The organism is Hamadaea tsunoensis DSM 44101 (genome assembly GCF_000428945.1).
GTDB classification, from domain to species: domain Bacteria; phylum Actinomycetota; class Actinomycetes; order Mycobacteriales; family Micromonosporaceae; genus Hamadaea; species Hamadaea tsunoensis.
Map to the genome: position 1 here is coordinate 329,736 of NZ_AUAX01000004.1, position 18,757 is coordinate 348,492.

Sequence of the window (18,757 nt, forward strand, 5' to 3'; positions counted from 1 at the left end):
CCCGCACGACCCGGCGCCGCCTCCGCCCGCGGTTTGGTGCACCGCGGGCGGCTTGCGATGTGGGGGCGGGGCGGGCTCGCTGCGGTGCGGCCCGCTCGCCGCCCCCAGGCGCCGCCCCCGGGCCGCCGGCCATCCCAAGATCCCGCTTGGATCACGGAAATCACCCGAATCTTGGCCCAAGATTACGTGGCGATCCCTGATCCACACGCGATCATGCGGCCGCGGGACGGGCACGCGATCATGCTGCGTGGGGACGCGCACGCGGTCATGCGGCGGGGTAGAGCTCCAGGGGTGCGGCCGCCGGCACGGTGCCGTCGAGGGCCGCGGCCGCGAGCAGGGCCGCCCCGTCGACCGCGGTCCCTCGCGGCGAGATCCGGGTCGCGTCCGCGTCGACCGTCGCGGTGAAGGCGGTCCACAGCGCGTCGCCGGCCTGGAACAGGTTGCCGGTCGGCGCGACCGTCCGCGGCGCGCCGTCGGGCAGCGCGGCGAGCGCGGTCTGCGCGAGCTGCGTACCGGCTTCGGCGAGCAGGGCGGTGGCGACCGGGTCACCGTCGGCGGCGGCCGCCGCGACCGCGGGCACGAAACCCGCCATCACACCCGCCCGGTCGGCCCGCGTCGCGAGCTCGCGTACCAGGTCGGCGGGGGTGCCGAAGCGTTCGCGCAGTGCCGCCAGCAACGCCGGTGAGCCGCCCGGCCGGCCGTCGTCGGCGCGCAGCGCCGCCTGCAGCGCGGCGCGGCCCAGCCACGATCCGCCGCCGACGTCGCCGATCAGGTAACCCCAGCCGTCCACCCGCCGCCACGTACCGGCCAGGTCCGTGCCCAGCGCCACGGCGCCGGTCCCCGCCGCGACCACCGCGCCGCCGGCCAGGCCGAGCGCCCCCGCCCAGGAGGTCAGCATGTCGGAACACAATCCGACGGTACGCGCGCCGCCGGCCTCGCCGAGGGCTGCCGGGAGGCGTACGCGCAGGTCGGCGCCGAGCATCGCGAACCCGGTCAGCCCGGCGGCCACGGAGTCGACAGTGGACACGCCGGTCTCGTGAAGGAGCTCCGTCACGAGGGGTACGAGGGTGGCGACCGCGTTGTCGGCGTCGATCCCGCCGGTGCCGACGCGGCTGGCCATGTCGACCCGGCTGCAGGCGCGTACGCGCCCGTCAACGGCGAGTACGCCACGCGCGCCGGTGCCGCCGACATCGAGGCCGATACACATCACGGCGGCACTGTACACCGGCCGCGAACCGAGCGGTGATTTCTTAACAATCGTAAAAACGTGACGGTTAAACCTTGACAGCGGCAACGGTCGCCGGGCAGCCTGCTTTCACCACCGCAGCGAGCCACCCGGCCCGTACCCACATTGCCGATCCATCCCACCCTGGATGAAGTCCATCAACGAAGAGGGACAGCGAAGACGATGTCTGTACAGGATCTTTCCCGCCGCTCGCTGCTGCGAGCGGGTGTGAGCACGGCGGCGGTCGCCGGTTCGGCCGGCCTTCTCGCCGGCTGCGCGCTCGGCGACGACAAGTCGTCCGACAACAGCGGCAACAAGGGCACGGTCAGCGAGAAGAACCCGCTGGGCGTCAAGGAGGACGCGGCGCTGGAGGTCGTCGTCTTCAACGGCGGCTTCGGCGAGGACTACGCCAAGGCCCACGAGGCGATGTACAAGGAGAACTTCCCGAAGGCCGAGATCAAGCACGAGGCCGTCGTCGAGATCTCCAAGACGCTGCAGCCGCGTTTCGTCGACGGTACGCCGCCCGACGTCATCGACAACTCCGGCGCCGGCCAGATCGACAACGGCGGCCTGGTCTCGCAGAACGCGCTGGCCGAGCTGTCGCCGCTGCTCGACGCGCCGAGCCTGGACATCACCGGCAAGAAGGTCCGCGAGACCCTGCTGCCGGGCGCGATCGAGACCGGCACCTTCGACGGCAAGACGTACATCCTGAACTACGCGTACACGGTGTACGGGCTCTGGCACTCCACGAAGCTGTTCACGGACAAGGGCTGGAGCGTCCCCAAGACCTGGGACGACCACATCGCCCTGTGCAAGAACATCAAGGCCGCGGGCATCGCGCCGTGGACCTACCCGGGCAAGCACCCGCGCTACATGAGCTGGCCGGTCATCTCGACCGCGATCAAGCTCGCCGGGCCGGAGGTCGCCATGGCGATCGACAACCTGGAGCCCAACGCCTGGACGTCGGACGCGATGAAGACCGCCGCCGACGCCTGGTACCAGATCGTCAAGGACAAGTACATCCTGGACGGCTCGGCGGGCCTGGACCACATCCAGTCCGAGACCGAGTGGGCCAAGGGCAAGGTCGCCTTCGTCAGCTGCGGATCGTGGCTGGAGAACGAGATCAAGGCGGTCACCCCCGCCGGCTTCAACATGGCCGTGACGCCCACCCCGAGCCTCGGCAGCGGCGACAAGCTGCCGTTCGAGGCGATCCGCGGCACCGCCGGGGAGCCGTTCATCGTGCCTGCCAAGGCCAAGAACGAGCTCGGCGGCCTGGAATACCTGCGCACGATGCTGTCGATGAAGGGCGCGAAGGACTTCACCGGCAAGGTCTCCAGCCTCACCATCGTGAGCGGCTCGGCCGACGGCGTACAGCTGCCGCCCGGCCTGACCTCCTGCGTCGACGTGCTGAAGGCGTCCGGGAGCAACGGATTCAACTGGATCTACAACATCTACTACCGCAAGCTCGAGCGCAACCTGGTCGACGCGGCGTGCGGCGAGTTCTTCGGCGGCCGGTCGACCCCGGCCGAGTTCCTCGCCGCCTGCCAGAAGGGCGCCGACTCCATCGCGTCCGACACCACGATCAAGAAGTACAAGCGGAGTTGAGATGAGGCACGGCAAGTACCCGCTGCTGCTGGCGTTCCTGCTACCGCCACTGGCGATCTACGGGTACTTCGTCGTCTCCCCGTACGCGCAGACGTTCCTGGTCGCGGCGACGGACTGGCAGGGTCTGTCGCCCGACTACAACTTCGTCGGCCTGGACAACTTCAAACGCCTGTGGCACGACGAGTACGTCTGGAACGCGCTGCTGCACAACGTGTGGCTGTTGCTGCTGCTGCCCGTGCTGACGATCGCGCTGTCGCTGTTCCTGGCGACGATGCTCAACGTCGGCGGACGCGGCGGACGCGGCACGGTACGCGGAGTCCGCGGTTCCGGCATCTACAAGGTGGTCTACTTCGCCCCCCAGATGCTGTCGGTGTCGATCATCGGAGTGCTCTGGACGCAGATCTACGACCCGCGCGGCGGCCTGCTCAACGGGCTGCTGCGCGCGGTCGGCCTCGACGGGCTGGCGCAGGTGTGGCTCGGCGACCCGAACTTCGCGTTCTGGGCGCTGCTGGCCGTCATGGTCTGGTCCAACGTCGGCTTCTACGTCGTGCTGTTCGGCGCCGCGATGCAGGCCGTCCCGCGCGACATCTACGAGGCCGCCGCCCTGGACGGGGCCGGCCGCACGCGTACGCTGCTGCGCATCACGGTCCCGCTGCTGTGGGACACGATCCAGGTGGCGTGGGTGTACCTGGCGATCATCGCCATGGACGGGTTCGCGATCGTGCAGATCATGACCCGCGGCGGCCCCGACTTCTCCACCGACGTCGTCGGCGAGCGGCTGTACGACACCTCGTTCGGGGAGTCGAAGTTCGGCTACGGCTCGGCCATCGGCGTCGTCATGTTCTTCCTGACCCTGAGCATCACCGTCCTCGCCCTGCGGGTGACCCGGCGCGAGAGGATCGAGCTGTCGTGAGCGAGGCCGTGTCGACCGCTTCGACCAGACCCGCGACCCGGGCGCGTACGCGCGTCGGCCGGGGCGCCCTCGTCGACGGAACCCTGAACGTCTTCTCGCACGGGTTCCTCGTGCTGTGGGCGCTGATGACGGCGCTGCCGCTGCTGTGGGCGGCGCTCAGCGCGTTCAAGAGCGACGACGAGATCCTGTCCGACCCGTGGGGCCTGCCGAGCGAGCTGCGCTGGTCGAACTTCAGCCGGGCCTGGACGCACGGGCACATCGGGCTGTACTTCCTCAACACCGGCATCGTGCTGCTGGGGTCGCTGACGCTGACGATGCTGCTCGGCGCGACGGCCGCGTACGCCCTGGCCCGCTACGAGTTCCGGGGCAACCGGTTGATCTACTTCGCGTTCGTCGGCGGCATGATGTTCCCCGTCGTGCTCGCCTTCGTGCCGCTGTTCTTCGTGGTACGCAACGCCGGGCTGCTCGACAGCCTGCCCGGCCTGATGCTGGTGTACACGGCGTACTCGCTGCCGTTCACGGTGTTCTTCCTGACGGCGTTCTTCCGGACGCTGCCGACGGCCGTCAGCGAGGCCGCCCTGATCGACGGATGCGGACCGTTCCGGCTGTTCTTCCGGGTCATGCTGCCGATGGCCAAACCCGGCCTGATCAGCGTCGGCATCTTCAACTTCCTCGGCCACTGGAACCAGTACCTGCTGCCGGTCGTGCTGCTCAAGAACGACGACAAGTACGTCCTGGCGCAGGGGCTGGCCGCTCTGGCGGTCAGCGAGGGCTATCGGGGTGACTACTCCCGGCTGTTCGCCGGACTGACCCTGGCCATGTTGCCGGTCCTGGTCGTCTACGCGGTATTCCAGCGCCAAGTGCAGGCCGGTCTCACCGCCGGGCAGATGAAGTGACGGATGATGTTCGCATGACTGGTCTGACGGCCCACAGCGACAACACGGCGGCGCACCGCGACACACCGCCGATCGACGCGGACTCCCTGCTCGCCCGGCTGCGCGGGCTGCTGCCCTCGCTGCCCGAGTCCGAGCAGGCGGTCGGCCGCCTCGTGATCGACAAACCGTCGGAGATCGCCCGGGCGAGCATCTCGGAACTGGCCCGCCGGGCGGGCACGTCGGCCACCACCGTCACCCGGTTCTGCCGCGACGTCGGCCTGACCGGCTACCACGAGCTGCGGCTGCTGCTCGCCGTCGCCGTCGACCGGCAGCAGTCCGCCGGCCGGCACGTGCCGATCGGCGCCGACACCGACATCGCCCCCGACGACGCCCTGCCGGCCATCGCGCAGAAGATGGCACACGCCGCGCAGCGCGCCATCCAGGACACCCTCGACACGTTCGACCTCGAGGCGCTGGCCGCCGCGGTCGAGGCCCTCAACGGCGCCGGCCGGGTCTACATCTACGGCGTCGGCTCCTCCGACGTCGTCGTCGCCGACCTCGACCACAAGCTCTCCCACCTCGGGCTGACCTGCGTCACGTACGCCGACGTGCACCGCTCCATGGCGTCGGCCGCCCACCTCACCCCGTCGGACGTGGTCATCGCGGTATCGCACTCCGGGCGTACCGCCGAGGTCCTCGATCCGGTACGCGTCGCGCGGGGACGCGGCGCGACCACCCTGGCGATCACCAACTACCCCCGGTCGCCCCTGGCCGATCTGGTCGACATCGTGCTGAGCAGCGCCGGACGGGAGAGCATCTTCTTCCGCACCGGCGCGACGGTCAGCCGCATCGCCCAGCTCTACGTCGCCGACTGTCTGTTCGTCGCGCTCGCCCAGCGCCGCGGGGACCAGACGTGGGAGGCGTTCGACCGCGTGCACGACGCGGTCTCGTCCCGACACTCTGCAGGCAGGAACAGCAACCGTGTACGTGGAAGTCGAACCTGACGCGCCGACCGAACGACGCAACCCCGCCTCCGAGCGGATCGACGAGCTGCCCCTCGACGAGGTGCTACGCCTGATCAACGAGGCGGACGCGGGGGTGCCGGCGGCGGTGGCCGCGGTACTGCCGCAGATCGGCCAGGCCGTCGAGGCCGGAGTGCGTACGCTGCGCGACGGCGGGCGGGTCCACTACTTCGGCGCCGGAACGTCCGGGCGGGTGGCGTTCGCCGACGCCGCCGAGCTGCGCCCGACCTTCGCGCTGACGGCCGACCAGGTCGTCGCCCACGTGGCCGGCGGGGTGGACGCGCTGTGGCGGGCGGCGGAGTCGGCCGAGGACGACGAGGCGGCCGGGCGCCGGGACGCCGCCGACGTGGCCGCCGGTGATCTCGTCATCGGCGTCGCGGCCAGCGGCGGCACCCCCTATGTCGGCGGCGCGCTCCAGCAGGCCCGGTCGGCCGGCGCGACCACCGGACTGATCACCTCGAATCCGCGGGCCGTGCTCGCCGGGCACGCCGACATCATGATCGGGATGAACACCGGACCGGAGATCATCACGGGTTCGACCCGGATGAAGGCGGCCACGGCGGCGAAGCTGGCGCTGAACACCTTCTCCACCGCGCTGATGGTCCGCTACGGGCGTACCTTCGGCAACCTGATGGTGTGCGCGGTGCCCAGCAACATCAAGCTGCGCCGCCGCGCGGTGTGGACGCTGTCGACCGCCGCCCGGGTCGAACCGGGACAGGCCGCCGACGCGCTCGCCCAGTCCGGCGACGACCCGTCGGTCGCGCTGGTGAGCCTGCTGACCGGCACCGGAGCGGACGAGGCCCGCCAGGCCCTGCGCGCCGCCGGCGGCGACGTCCGCGCCGCCACCCGCCTCTCCTGACGCGCCCGCCGCCCCCAAGACCCCCGACGATCTTGCGCGAATGCCTCAAAATCCGTCGCATTTGTCGCGAAGGCCCGAACATTCGCGCAAGATCGTCGAAATCTGGGGGGTGGGCGGGTGTGAGGAGGGGAACGTCCACGGGGCGAGATCGGCCTCGGCGGTGTTCACAAACGGACGTTACCGTGGACGCGTGCCGCTCGTCAGTCTGCTCACCGTCGCGGTCGCGCTCAGTGCCGCGACCGGGCTCGGCCTGGCCTGGAAGCGGCGCAACGGCGACTTCCGGGAGGCGGCCGTGACCGGCACCGAGACGGAGACCCTGCGGCGGCTCGGCTGGACCCCCGGGACGCCGGTCACCCTGCTCCAGTTCTCCTCGGCGTTCTGCGCACCGTGCCGGGCGACCCGGGTGCTGTGCGAGCAGGCGTCGAGCACGATCGACGGGGTCCGCCACGTCGAGGTCGACGCGGAGTCGCACCTGGACGCCGTGCGGAGCCTCGACATCATGCGTACGCCGACCGTGCTGCTCGTCGATGCGCGCGGCTCGATCGTCCGCCGCGCCTCCGGCCAGCCGACGAAAGCCCAGCTGGTGGGAGCGATCAGCCTAGTCAACAATCAGTTCACAACCGCGCCGTAGCGTAGAGCCATGCAACTCGATGTGCGCGGCCCGCGTTTCGCCGCCGCGATCACCACGGTCGTGCTGATCGTCATCGCGCTCACGCGCAGCGGCTGGCTGGCCGCCGCGCAGGCGGTCGTCTTCGCGATCGGCGCCCTGTCGGCCAAGCACGCGCCCTACGGCGCGCTGTTCCGCACACTCGTCGCGCCGCGCCTGCGGCCGGCCGCCGAGTTCGAGCCCGCCGAACCGGTCCGCTTCGCGCAGGGCGTCGGCTTCGTGTTCGCCGCCGTCGCCGCGATCGGCTTCCTCGCCGGCTCCACCGCCGTCGGCCTCGTCGCCACCGCGTGCGCGCTGATCGCCGCGTTCCTCAACGCCGCCTTCGGGCTGTGCCTGGGCTGCGAGGCGTACCTGCTGCTGCGCCGGACGTTCACGCGAGCAACGCCGACGCCGTGACCGGCTCCAGGCCGCGGTCGCGCAGGCCGCGCACCAGCTCCGGCAGTGCCTCCACCGTCCCGGCGTGCCCGAAATGCAGGCTCAGGATCGACCCCGGCTGTACGCCGGCCAGCGCGTTCGCCACGATCGCGGCCGCACCGGGGTCGGTGTAGTCGAGGGTGTCCACGTCGTACGCGAGGCACGTCGGGTAGCCGGCCTTCCTGGCCTGCGCCTCGATCGACGCCGTCGACCGGGGTGTCTGCGACGGGCGGAACCAGCGGCCCCGCGTACCGGTGAGGCGGCGCAGCGTCTCGGCGCAGCGGTGGATCTCCGCGTACTGCCCGGTGCCGGCCATGCTCGCCAGGTCGAGATGGCTGTACGTGTGGTTGCCGAGCTCGTGGCCGCCGTCGAGGATCTTCTTCGCCCACTGTGGACTGCCGTCGAGCCACGCCCCGACCGCGAACACCGTCACCGGCGCGTGCAGATCGGCGAGCGTGCTCAGCGCCGCGCGTACCAGGGAATCTTCGCCTTGGCCGTGGAAGGTGAGGGCGACCTGGCGACGGTCGCGCGGGCCGTGGACGACCTCGGCGGGCAGCGGCGGCGCGGACGGTGCGGCCGGCGGCGACGGGCTCGGCGCGGGCGAGCCGGACGGCGCGGGTGCGGAGACCGGGGCCTCGGGGCCGCACCCGGCGAGCAGGACGCCGCCCGCGGCGAGCGCGGCGGTGAGGGCGTCCCTGCGGCTGAGCTGCATCTTCGCAGCCTACGGTCAGACGACGACCGGGCTGCGCCTTTCCAGCAGCAACACGTCGCGCCACGCGCCGTGATGCCGCCCGACCCGTTCCCGTACGCCGATCGTGCGGAACCCGGCGGCGGCGTGCAGCGCGAGGCTCGCCTCGTTCTCGGGGAAGACGCCGGACTGGATGGTCCAGATGCCGGCGGCCTCGGTCGAGGCGATCAGGGCCCGCAGGAGCGCCCGGCCGGCGCCGCGACCCTGTGCGGCCGGGTCGACGTAGACGCTGTGCTCGACGACGCCGGCATAGGCCGGGCGCGGCGACACGCGGGTGACGGCGACCCAGCCGAGCAGCGTGCCGTCCGGGTCGAGCGCGACGAAGCGGTGCGCGGGCAGGCGGCTCTCGTCGAAGGCGGCCCAGGTCGGGGCGGCGGTCTCGAAGCTGGCGTGGCCGCCGTCGAGGCCCTGCTGGTAGATGCGCAGGACCCCGTCGGCGTGCTCGGCGGTCATCGGGACGATGTCGATCATCGGCGGAACTCCGCGCGCCAGCGGCCGCCGCGATCGTCGGGGAGCTGTTCGAGCTGCTCCAGACGCAGCCCGTCGGCGAGGAACAGGTCCAGCTCGGACCGGCTCACCGGGTACGGCGGTCCACCGTCCACAGTGGCGCCTTCGGGTCGCGTACGCTGCACGACCAGCAGGGTGCCGCCGGGTGCGACGGTCGACGCGATCGCGCCCGTGACCCGGGGCCGCAGCGCGATCGGCAGCGCCTGCACCGTGAAGATCTCGATCACCAGGTCGTACGCCTGCCGCCACGCGGCCGGCAGGTCGAACAGGTCGGCCACCTCGAACCGCACGGCGCTGTCGGGAAACCGTTCGCGGGCCTGCTCGACGGCGGTCGGCGAGATGTCGAACGCGGTCACCGAGAAGCCGAGCCCGGCCACGTACGCGGCGTCGTCGCCGAGCCCGCAGCCGACCACGAGCGCGGGGGCGCCCTTGCCGTCGAGCCCGGCGGCCCGCGCCCACTCGGTCAGATAGGGCGACGGGCCCCCGGCATCCCAGGGGACCACGGCGCGGCCGTGCCCGGCGTCGGCGTACAGGGGCTCGAACCAGCCGGTCGCCGCGGCGGTCTCGGCGTCGACATGACTGCCATATCCGTCAGGATCGGTCATCACCTGACCTTACCGACCTGTCCCAGGGCGTCCGGCGGGGGATCCAGGCCCGGACGTTGCGCTGATACTCCCGGTACTCGTCGCCATAGGTACGCAGCAGCGTGGGTTCCTCGTAGAACCGGACGAACGCGGCGGGCAGGGCCCAGGCGCACAGCGCGTACGCGAGGAGCACCGGCCGGCCGAGCAGCAGCGCCTGGCCGAGCAGCGCCACGACGATCGCCACGTACATCGGGTTGCGGACGTACCGGTAGAGGCCGCCGATCACCAGGTGTCTCGTCGGGGCGACCGGGGCCGGCGTACCGAGGCCCTCGACGACGAACTGGCCGAACGCCCAGAGCAGCGCGGCCAGCCCCGCCGCGAGCAGCAGGCCGCCGAGGACCCGCAGCGGCCACCACGTGTGCCCGGCGGTCCAGCCGCCGGTCAGCCACCACGGCAGCAGACCCACGACGACACCGGGGGCGACGAGGAGGAAGAGGAGGCTGCCGAGCGCGGCCCGGATCCTGTCGGTCACGTGACTCTCCTCGCGGTTGACGGGGCGTACGGCTGTCCATAGTGTTGTCATCAAGTGTTGACCAACAGTTGTTGACCAACGGCTGTCGGCATTCTAGGAGCAGGAGAGAAGCCATGTCCACCGATGTCCTCGTCGTCGGGGCCGGCCCCACCGGGCTGCTGCTCGCCGGCGACCTCGCCCGCGCCGGGATCGACGTGACGGTTCTCGAACGCCGCGCACCCGGCATCTCCAACCTGACGCGGGCGTTCGGCGTACACGCGCGGACGCTGGAAGAGCTGGACGCCCGCGGGATGGCCGATGCCCTCGTCGCCACCGGCTCACCGATCGGCGCCCTGCGGCTGTTCGGCCACGCGCAGGTCAGCCTCGAACACCTGCCCACCCGCTTCCCGTACGTCCTGATGACCCCGCAGTACCAGACCGAGAAACTGCTCCAGGCGTACGCGGAGAAGAATGGTGTGCAGTTTGAACACGACGCGGCGGTGACGGCGCTGACGCAGGACGCCGACGGTGTCACCGCGCGCTGCGCCGACGGGCGCGAGTTCCGGGCCCGCTACCTCGTGGGAACCGACGGCGTGCACAGCGCCGTACGTGAAGCCCTCGGCCTGCCGTTCCCGGGCGAATCGGTGGTGGCGTCCATCATGCTCGCCGACGTACGCCTCGCCGAACCGCTGCCCGACGGCGTGCTCGCGGTCAACGCGACCGACGCGGGCTTCGCGATGGTGGTGTCGTTCGGCGACGGCTGGTTCCGCGTCATGTGCTGGAGCCGCGACGGGCAGCGGGCCGACGACGTCCCCGTCGACCTCGACGAACTGCGCGCCACCGTACGCGCCGTGCACGGCACCGACTTCGGCCTGCACGATCCCCGCTGGCTGTCGCGGTTCCACTCGGACGAACGGCAGGTGCCGCAGTACCGGGTGGGCCGCGTGTTCCTCGCGGGCGACGCCGCGCACGTGCACTCGCCGGCGGGCGGCCAGGGCATGAACACCGGCCTGCAGGACGCGGCCAACCTCGGCTGGAAACTCGCCACCGCCGTCCACGGCCGGCTGCCCGCTGCGCGTACCGAGGAACTGCTCGACTCGTACCAGGCGGAACGGCATCCGGTGGGGGAGCAGGTGCTCAAGTCGAGCGGGAACCTCGTCCGGCTCGCCATGGCCAGCAGCGCGCCCCGCCGGGCGGCCCGAGCCGTCCTCGCCACCGTCATCGGCCGGATCGCACCGCTGCGGGGCAAATTCTCCGGCGCGGTCTCCGGCGTCGGCATCGCGTACGCGGCTCCGGCCGGATCGCATCCGCTGGCGGGCAAGCGGGCGGCGGACTACCCGCTCGACGACGGGCGGCTGTACGAGGCGCTCCGGACGGGCGCGTTCGTCCTCATCGGAGCGACGGCCCCCGGCGTGACCTGCGCCGCCTGGGCACCTGGATTCGAGGCACCCGCACCGGCCGTCCTGGTACGCCCCGACGGCTACATCGCCGCCGCCGGTACGCCGGCCGAAGTCCTGGCCGCCCTCCCCGCCTGGACCGCCTGATCCGCGGCTGGACCGCCTGATCCGGTGGCCTGATCCGGTTTGGATCAGGGAAATCACCCGAATCTTGGGCCAAGATTACGTGGGTTTCCCTGATCCACACGGGATCACGGGCGGGCGCGACGCAGGGATGACAACAGGCGCGCGGCGTGAGCTGGGGTGACGGCGACATGACCCGTCCGATCGGCGGAAATCATTCACCTTGCGGGTGAGTGTCTCGAAGACCGGGAAACGACAGCATGTCGGATGGCATTCCCCTCGGCACAGATGACCTGAGAGGCACGTCCCGTGTCATCGAACGATACTCCTCAATCACCGGAAGACCCGCCGCAGCCGCCGGAAGACCCCGCCGCGGACCCGCTGCGCGACGAACGGGGCCGCTACATCCCGACCCAGCGGCGAGGTGGGGCAGCGGTCGGAGCGGGGGCGGTCGCGGGTGCGGCCCTCGCCGACGCGGCCGGCGGTCCGGGCGCGAACGACGCAGGTGCCGACGCACCTGGTGAAACAGCCGGACCTGACGCGGCCGGCAGTGCTCCGGAGGCGGCCGCCGGCACCTCCCCGGCGGACGCCGCCACCGCCGATGCCGACGGCTCCGCTGCGGATGCTTCCGCGACGGAAACGCCGACCGAAACCCCCGCCGATGCTGCTGGCGACTCTTCGGCTGACGTGGCTGCCTCCTCGGCCGAGGCCGACAGCGCAGAACCGTCCACTGACGACGAAGCCGCGACCGGCGAGAGCGTCGGCGTCGCCGCGGGCGCGGCCGCCACCGCCGGTGCCGCGGCGGCCGGAGCCTCAGCCGACAGCGCGCAATCCGGCAGCCCGGCAACTACCGGCGGCGCGACAGGTAGCGGAGCGGCGGCCGGTGGCGCGGCCGCCGGAGCCGGCGACGCCCGTCCCGGCCAGGGCGGCGCCCACGCCGATCCGAAGGACAAGCGCCGCCGGCGCTGGCTGCTCTGGCTCCTCCTGCTGCTGCTCCTCCTACTGCTGTGCTGCTGCGGGGCGTACTTCGTGTGGTGGCGGAAGGACACTTCGGACCAGGCCACCCCGGGCGCGTCCGCGACGGCCTCCGCCGCCCCGGCCACCTCGGCGGCGGCGAGTCCGACCGGAGCGGGGCAGACCACCGCCTCGCCGAGCGCCGGCGCGTCGGAACCCGGCACCGGAGCGTCGGCCTCGCCGAGCGCCGCGGCGTCCGCCGAGCCGAGCCCGTCACCCACGCCGGCGGCGAGCCCGGCCGCACCGCTCATCACCGTGCCGGACGTCGTCGGCAGGACCGGCTCGTCGGCCACGCAGATCCTGTCCGACGCGGGCTTCTCCACGATCACCTGCAAGGACCCGTCCGGCAACGTCGTCACCGCGCTGGAGGCGTACGTGGTGACGAAGCAGGATCCGGCGGCGGGCAAGAAGGTCGCCGCCGACACGCCGATCACCCTCAGCTGCAAGCCGCACCCCGGCGGCAAGGGCTGACATCCGACGGGCGTCGCACCCGGGACCGGTGCGACGCCCGTCTCATCCCTGTTGCACGTGCGCGGCCGGCCCCGCTACGATGATCACACTATGAAGCTGTGACACCACCGCCCCTGCCCGCGCCCGAGGTGACGACACCCGGCGGGCATCGATCCGGAAATTCTTCGGTGGTGTCTGCATGTCCAGTTTCTCCCCGCTCGTCGCCCGTGACCTGATCAAGCTGTACGCGGACCGGGTCGTCCTCGACGGCGTACACCTCACCGCCGCGCCGGGCCAGCGCATCGGCCTCGTCGGCGAGAACGGTGCCGGCAAGTCCACCCTGCTGCGGCTGCTCGCCGGGCCCGAGAACGGCGGCGACACCCCGGACGGTGGCGAGGTCGACCGCCCGGCCGACCTGGGACTGCTGCACCAGGAGCTGCCGTTCGACGCGTACGCGACGGTGGACGACGTCATCACCGAGGCACTCGCCGAGAGCCGGACCCTGCTGGCCACATTGGACGATCTGGCCGCCCGGATGGCCGACGACCCCGCCGCGCTCGACGCGTACGGGGAGGTGCTCACGCGGGCCGAGGAGATCGACGCGTGGGACGCCGACCGCCGCGCGGGCGAGGTCCTGCACGGCCTCGGCCTGGCCGCGGTCGGCCGCGCACGCCCGCTGGGGACCCTCTCCGGCGGACAGCGTTCCCGGGTCGCCCTCGCCGCCCTGCTGGTACGCCGACCCGCGGCGCTCCTGCTCGACGAGCCGACCAACCACCTCGACGACCAGGCGGTGGCCTTCGTGGAGGCGCAGCTGCGCTCGATGCCGGGCGTCGTCGTGGTGGCCAGCCACGATCGCGTCTTCCTCGACGAGGTGTGCACTGACATCGTGGACCTCGATCCCAGCCGGCACGACCCGACGCGGCGCGGCCCGACGCGCTACCACGGATCGTTCAGCGACTACCGGGAGGCGAAGAAGTCCGAACGCGTCCGGTGGGCGCAGGCGTTCGAGGCCCAGCAGGAGGAGATGAACCTGCTGCGCCACACCGTGAAGGTGACCGGCCGCCAGGTCGGCCACGGCTACCGCCCGCCGCGCGACAACGACAAGTTCATCGGCTACTTCAAGGCCCGGGCCGTCGAGACGACCATCGCGCGACGCGTACGCAACGCCGAGCAGCGGCTGACCATCCTCGAACGGGACCAGATCCGCAAACCGCCCGCCCCGCTGAACTTCCAGGCGCCCGCGATGACCGCCGACGCCGAGGACGGGACGCTGCTCGCCGCCCGGCAGGTACGCGTACCCGGGCGGCTTTCGGTCGACCGGGTGGACGTCGAGTCCGGCGGCCGGCTGCTCGTCACCGGCGCGAACGGCACCGGCAAGTCCACCCTGCTGGCCGTCCTCGCCGGACAGCTCGATCCGGCGGAGGGAAGCGTACTGCGGCGGCAGGGGCTGCGGATCGGACTGCTCGCCCAGGACGACCACTTCCCCGACCCGACGCGTACGCCCCGGCAGTTGTACGGCGAGACGGCCCGCGTACCGCTGGTGGAGCTGGGGCTGGTGGCACCGCGCGATCTGGACCGGCCGGTCGCGGCGCTGAGCGTGGGCCAGCGGCGGCGGGTGGCGCTGGCGCTGCTGCTGGCGCGACCGCCGCACGTCCTGCTGCTGGACGAGCCGACGAACCATCTGTCGCTGGGCCTCGCCGACGAACTGGAGGAGGCGATCGGTACGGCTCCGGGAGCGGTCGTGATCGCCTCGCATGACCGGTGGTTGCGCCGCCGGTGGACGGGATCGGAACTTTCGCTGGCTTGACGAAACAGCCCCTTTACGTGGGCGGTGACGAGGACGGATGATGGGGTCCGGATTCCCGGACCTCTCCATCTCCCACGCGCTCCCGTGCGGCCGAGGCTTCTTCGGCGTGCGTAAAAGTGGCTGGGCTCGGGTATGGCGCCGCCGAAGAGGAGGTGACCATGTCATCGGTACAGACACTGTTTCTCATCCTGGTCATCGTCGTGATCGCCGTGGTCGCGGTCGTCGTCTTCGGGTCGGCGCGACGGCGTGCGCTGCAGGAGAAGTTCGGCGACGAGTACGAGCGGCTCGTCGATGAGCACCACAGCAAGTCGGCCGCGGAGAAGGAACTGCGTGAGCGCGAGCGTCGCCACGCGGAACTCCAGCTGCGCGAGCTTTCGCCGGAGGTCAAGGATCGCTACAGCGAGCGCTGGCAGGACGTGCAGGCGCTCTTCGTGGACGAGCCGAGGGAAGCGGTGCGTCAGGCCGACGCGCTCGTGACCGAGATCGCCGGCGACATCGGCTACCCGACCGAGGACGACGCCGACAAGGAGGCGCAACTCTCGGTCGACCACAGCCAGACCCTCTCGGCCTACCGGCGGGCGAAGGACATCGCCGTCCGGGCGGACGCCGACGAAGTGGACACCGATCAGCTGCGACAGGCCATCGTGGACTACCGCGAACTCGTCGCCGCGCTGCTCGGCGCCTCACCCGTCCCGGCCGTGGACGAAACACCGAAGGACGAAACACCCCACCCATGAGGTACGCATAGCGCCGCGGCAGACAACGCGGCGCCGAAAGGAGTGAAGCATGAACCAGGACCAGTTGCGGATGTTCGGCGCCGTCCCGCCGCATGCCCGCGACGACGCTGAGCGGGTCGAGAACGATCTGCCCGGGGACGCGCCCGTCCTCGAGGACCAGGCGATCGTCCACGACTCGCCCGCCGAGGCGGAGGAGGCTATCGAGGCCGACGAGACGGCCGAGCCGACCGACGCCGCCGAGGCGACCGCCGGGGCCGGCGACCCGGAGGACACCGAGCAGACCGATGCGGACCTGCCTGAGGCGCAGGCAGAGGCGACCGAGGGGGAAGGCGCGGTGGACGGCACCCTTGACGCGCCCGAAGGCCCCGAGGACGCGGCACCGGAGTCGTCGGACGAACAGTCCGATGAGCAAGACGCCCCCGCCGCCGAGGAATCGGCCACGGCGGACTCGGCGACGGAGGAACCGGCCGCAGGCGACGCGCTCGCCGAAGAGTCGCCGGAGGGCGACGCCGCGGAAGAACCGACGGACGAGGCAGGCGACGAAGAGACCGACGAGGCCGCGGAGGAAAGCACTCCCGAGGCTGTCGCGGACGAGAGCGAAGACGATGCGGAGTCCGGTGTGGACGCCGTCGGCGAAACCGACGATGCACCGGCGGACGCGGCCACCACTGACGAGAGTTCCGACGCCGACCCGGACGCCCCCGCGGCGGACGGCGAAGGCGCCGACGACATAGACGATGCGGCGGACGGCTCGGCGGACGAGGAATCGGACGCGGAAGCCGACGCTGAGGCGGAAGCCGGCGAAGCGCCCGCGGACGCCGTCGAGGAAGCCACCGGCGACGCCGTGGTGGACCTCCCGGAAGACACCGCCACCGAGGACGAGGCCGAGGACGGGGAAGCGATGACAGCGACCGACGAGGAGACCCAGCCCGAGGCGGCCGCCGACGCCACCCCCGAGGGCGAGAGCACGGACGAGGCCACCACAGACGAGGCCACCACAGACGAAGCCATCACGGACGAGGCCGTCGACGGTGCGGGCGTGACCGCGGTCGAGGGTGAGGTCGTCGACGCGGCGGACGACGAGTCCGCGGAAGGCGACGAGTCCGAGGAGAGTGACGTGCCGGCCGACACGGCGGGCGAGGAAGCCGCGGCGGACGTTGCCGAGGAGACCAGCACCGAAGAGGACGCCGTTGCCGAGCCGGGCGAGGAGGCTTCGGCGGACGCCGTTGCCGAGCCGGCCGACGATGCGGGCGACGAGAGCGCCGAGGAGCCCGCCGTGAACGCGGACGACGCGGTCGCGGAATCCGCCGTCGGCGACGAGTTCGCCGCGGAGCCCGCCGAGTTCGCCGCGGAGCCGGCCGAGAGCGTCGCGGTCGAGGGCGAGCCGGAAGCGGTCACCGAGGGCGACGGGTCCGACGCCCCGGAGAGTGTCGCGGGCGGCGAGGCCGATGTCGCCGAGTCTGAGGACGACCTCGCCGAGGAGGAGGGCGTGGCCGTCGAGCCCGCCACCGACGCGGCCGCCGTCGAGGACGCCGTCGCGCTCGAGGCCGCGGACGAGGACCTGTCCGACGAGGACCTGGTCGAGGATTCCCTCGGCGAGGAGGACGAGCCCGAGGCTGCCGCCGAGGAGCCCGCCGCCGAGGCGGACGCCGTGGAGGAAGCCGCGGTCGGCGAGACCGTGGTCGAGGAAGCGGTGGCGGAAGAGCCGGCCGCTGAGGAGTCCGCGGTGGACGAATCCGCCGAGGAAGCCGCCGTCGCCGAGGTCGCCGCCGAAGCCGAAGCCGACGAGACGGCCGAAGCCGACGAGACGGCCGCCGCCGACGAGGCCGACACCGAGCCCGAGGCCAGCGCCGCGGCGGAGGACATCGCCGAGGAGCCCGCGTACGTGGACTTCTCGGAGGCCGCCGAATCCGCCGCCGACGAGGAGCCGGTGGTCCCCGAGGCGTACAGCGCCGAACCGGTCGCGGTGGCGTCCGCCGAGGTCGTGCCGACGGGCGTGCTGGTGACGGCCGAGACCGCCGACGATCTGCGGTCGCGCTGGCGCGAGGTCCAGGTACGCTTCGTCGACGACCCGGCCGGTGCGGCCGCCGAGGCGAAGGGACTGGCCGGCGAGGCCCTGCAGGCCCTGATCGACGCCCTGGAGGAGCGCCGTCAGCAGCTGGTCGAGGTCGCGGACGGCGACGACACCGAAGCCCTGCGGCAGTCGGTGCAGCGTTACCGGAAGCTGTTCGAGTTCGTCCTCACGAAGTAGTCCGGTTCCACCCGACCGGCGTCGTCCACTCTGGACGGCGCCGGTCGTTTTCTTGCGCGCCCGCCTCGCTCCGCGCCCCCCAAGATCCCGTTTGGATCAGGGTTTCGCACGTAATCTTGGCCCAAGATTCGGGTGATTTCCCTGATCCAAACGGGATCTTGGGGCGGGTGAGGGTGAGGGTGAGGGTAAGGGTGAGGGGCGATCAGGTTCCTTGGTTCCGGAAGTACGCCGCGGTCTCGTCGTCCATCGGGTAGTACGACTCGATCGACACCTCGTCCAGGGTGATGTCCATCGGCGTACCGAAGGAGGTGGTCGTGGAGAACAGGCGCAGCTCCCGGCCGCCGAATCGGAAGATCATCGGGACGGCGACCTCGGCCGCCCCCGGCGCGGTCGCCTCGCCGGACGCGAGGAACTCCTCGTAGAGGGCCACCAGCTCCGGTGACGGGGCGCGGGCGAGCTGGCGGGCCATGCGCGTACGCAGCACCGAACGGACTTCGGACAGGTTGACGATGTGCCCGGCCAGGCCGCGTTCGTCGAAGCCGAGGCGTACCAGGTTGACCGGCGGGCGCAGCAGGTCGGGCGCCACCCCGGCGAGGAACGCGTCGAGGGCCCGGTTGGCCAGCACGATGTTCCACGCCCGGTCGACCACGAGGGCCGGGAAGGGCTCGTGGGCGCGCAGCAGCCTGCCGATCGCCTCCCAGGCCACGGCCAGCCGGTCCGCGTCGAGGGGCTGCTCGGCGTACCGGGGGGCGAAGCCGGCGGCCAGCAGCAGCCGGTTGCGTTCCCGCAGCGGCACGTCGAGGTGCTCGGCGAGGCGGACGACCATGTCGGCGCTCGGCTGCGACCGGCCCGTCTCCACGAGGCTCACGTGCCGGGCGGAGACGTCCGCGGCGATCGCGAGGTCGAGCTGGCTGATCCGCCGCCGATGCCGCCACTCGCGCAGAAGTTCACCCACCGTGTGCATGATCGTCGAGGCTACGTCGCGTGGACCGGGTCCGCCATGAAATGCCATGTCATCGACAGCCGGCGCGGCGGTCAGCAGACTGCC

General features: G+C 71.8%; 18 protein-coding genes. 12 read left to right on the plus strand and 6 right to left on the minus strand.

Translation table 11 applies throughout. The annotated features are described in order from the left end of the window. Positions 1-265: 265 nt before the first annotated feature. Positions 266-1,207 carry a BadF/BadG/BcrA/BcrD ATPase family protein gene (locus G401_RS44480; RefSeq protein ID WP_064741726.1) on the minus strand — a complete coding sequence of 314 codons (942 nt, stop codon included), beginning with the start codon at positions 1,205-1,207 and terminating at the stop codon, positions 266-268. A gap of 201 nt (positions 1,208-1,408) precedes the next feature. On the opposite strand from G401_RS44480, the gene ngcE reads away from it, so the two are divergent. The 7 genes from ngcE (at position 1,409) to G401_RS0109035 (ending at position 7,562) form a co-directional block, all read left to right on the plus strand. Beyond that, positions 1,409-2,830 carry an N-acetylglucosamine/diacetylchitobiose ABC transporter substrate-binding protein gene (gene ngcE / locus G401_RS0109005; RefSeq protein WP_027342238.1) on the plus strand — a complete coding sequence of 474 codons (1,422 nt, stop codon included), beginning with the start codon at positions 1,409-1,411 and terminating at the stop codon, positions 2,828-2,830. A 1-nt stretch (position 2,831) separates the two neighbouring features. Next, on the plus strand, positions 2,832-3,743 hold the full coding sequence (locus G401_RS0109010; protein WP_027342239.1) for a carbohydrate ABC transporter permease: 912 nt from the start codon (positions 2,832-2,834) through the stop codon (positions 3,741-3,743). A 125-nt stretch (positions 3,744-3,868) separates the two neighbouring features. After that, positions 3,869-4,639, plus strand: coding sequence for a carbohydrate ABC transporter permease (locus G401_RS0109015; RefSeq protein WP_064741727.1), 771 nt, complete (start codon positions 3,869-3,871; stop codon positions 4,637-4,639). A gap of 14 nt (positions 4,640-4,653) precedes the next feature. Beyond that, positions 4,654-5,622, plus strand: coding sequence for a MurR/RpiR family transcriptional regulator (locus G401_RS44485; protein ID WP_051366393.1), 969 nt, complete (start codon positions 4,654-4,656; stop codon positions 5,620-5,622). After that, positions 5,606-6,499: an N-acetylmuramic acid 6-phosphate etherase gene (locus G401_RS0109025; protein ID WP_027342241.1), complete on the plus strand. Its 894-nt coding sequence runs from the start codon at positions 5,606-5,608 to the stop codon at positions 6,497-6,499. Before G401_RS44485 ends, G401_RS0109025 begins: the two co-directional genes overlap by 17 nt. Before the next feature lie 190 nt (positions 6,500-6,689). Then, the gene (locus G401_RS0109030) at positions 6,690-7,130 is read left to right on the plus strand and encodes a thioredoxin family protein (protein WP_051366394.1); all 441 of its coding nucleotides are present in this window, start codon (positions 6,690-6,692) and stop codon (positions 7,128-7,130) included. A gap of 9 nt (positions 7,131-7,139) precedes the next feature. Next, a complete protein-coding gene (locus tag G401_RS0109035; RefSeq protein ID WP_027342243.1) occupies positions 7,140-7,562 on the plus strand; it encodes a DUF4395 domain-containing protein in 423 nt (140 codons plus the stop codon). Here G401_RS0109035 and G401_RS0109040 read toward each other — a convergent pair. From G401_RS0109040 to G401_RS0109055, 4 genes are read right to left on the minus strand one after another with little or no spacing between them, the layout of a single operon-like run. Continuing rightward, positions 7,537-8,292, minus strand: a complete 756-nt coding sequence (locus G401_RS0109040; RefSeq protein ID WP_027342244.1) for a polysaccharide deacetylase family protein — start codon at positions 8,290-8,292, stop codon at positions 7,537-7,539. The genes G401_RS0109035 and G401_RS0109040 overlap by 26 nt on opposite strands. Before the next feature lie 15 nt (positions 8,293-8,307). Next, positions 8,308-8,799 carry a GNAT family N-acetyltransferase gene (locus tag G401_RS0109045; RefSeq protein WP_027342245.1) on the minus strand — a complete coding sequence of 164 codons (492 nt, stop codon included), beginning with the start codon at positions 8,797-8,799 and terminating at the stop codon, positions 8,308-8,310. After that, entirely contained in the window at positions 8,796-9,440 is a 645-nt protein-coding gene (locus G401_RS0109050; protein ID WP_027342246.1) for a class I SAM-dependent methyltransferase, read from the minus strand. The genes G401_RS0109045 and G401_RS0109050 overlap by 4 nt, the downstream gene beginning before the upstream one ends. Continuing rightward, positions 9,427-9,951 carry a methyltransferase family protein gene (locus G401_RS0109055; RefSeq protein WP_245601663.1) on the minus strand — a complete coding sequence of 175 codons (525 nt, stop codon included), beginning with the start codon at positions 9,949-9,951 and terminating at the stop codon, positions 9,427-9,429. Before G401_RS0109055 ends, G401_RS0109050 begins: the two co-directional genes overlap by 14 nt. Before the next feature lie 113 nt (positions 9,952-10,064). Between G401_RS0109055 and G401_RS44490 the strand changes: the two genes are divergently transcribed. The 5 genes from G401_RS44490 to G401_RS0109080 all read left to right on the plus strand — a co-directional run bounded on the left by G401_RS44490 (position 10,065) and on the right by G401_RS0109080 (position 17,709). After that, positions 10,065-11,474, plus strand: coding sequence for an FAD-dependent oxidoreductase (locus G401_RS44490; RefSeq protein WP_084556972.1), 1,410 nt, complete (start codon positions 10,065-10,067; stop codon positions 11,472-11,474). Positions 11,475-11,759: 285 nt separating this feature from the next. Further along, positions 11,760-12,935: a PASTA domain-containing protein gene (locus G401_RS44495; protein ID WP_034591038.1), complete on the plus strand. Its 1,176-nt coding sequence runs from the start codon at positions 11,760-11,762 to the stop codon at positions 12,933-12,935. Positions 12,936-13,113: 178 nt separating this feature from the next. Next, the gene (locus G401_RS0109070; protein WP_027342249.1) at positions 13,114-14,721 is read left to right on the plus strand and encodes an ABC-F family ATP-binding cassette domain-containing protein; all 1,608 of its coding nucleotides are present in this window, start codon (positions 13,114-13,116) and stop codon (positions 14,719-14,721) included. A gap of 158 nt (positions 14,722-14,879) precedes the next feature. Beyond that, positions 14,880-15,458, plus strand: coding sequence for a hypothetical protein (locus G401_RS0109075; protein WP_027342250.1), 579 nt, complete (start codon positions 14,880-14,882; stop codon positions 15,456-15,458). Between the two features lie 49 nt (positions 15,459-15,507). Beyond that, a complete protein-coding gene (locus tag G401_RS0109080; protein ID WP_027342251.1) occupies positions 15,508-17,709 on the plus strand; it encodes a midas domain-containing protein in 2,202 nt (733 codons plus the stop codon). A gap of 202 nt (positions 17,710-17,911) precedes the next feature. On the opposite strand, the gene G401_RS0109085 is transcribed toward G401_RS0109080, so the two are convergent. Beyond that, positions 17,912-18,673: a helix-turn-helix domain-containing protein gene (locus G401_RS0109085; protein WP_027342252.1), complete on the minus strand. Its 762-nt coding sequence runs from the start codon at positions 18,671-18,673 to the stop codon at positions 17,912-17,914. Positions 18,674-18,757 lie beyond the last annotated feature (84 nt).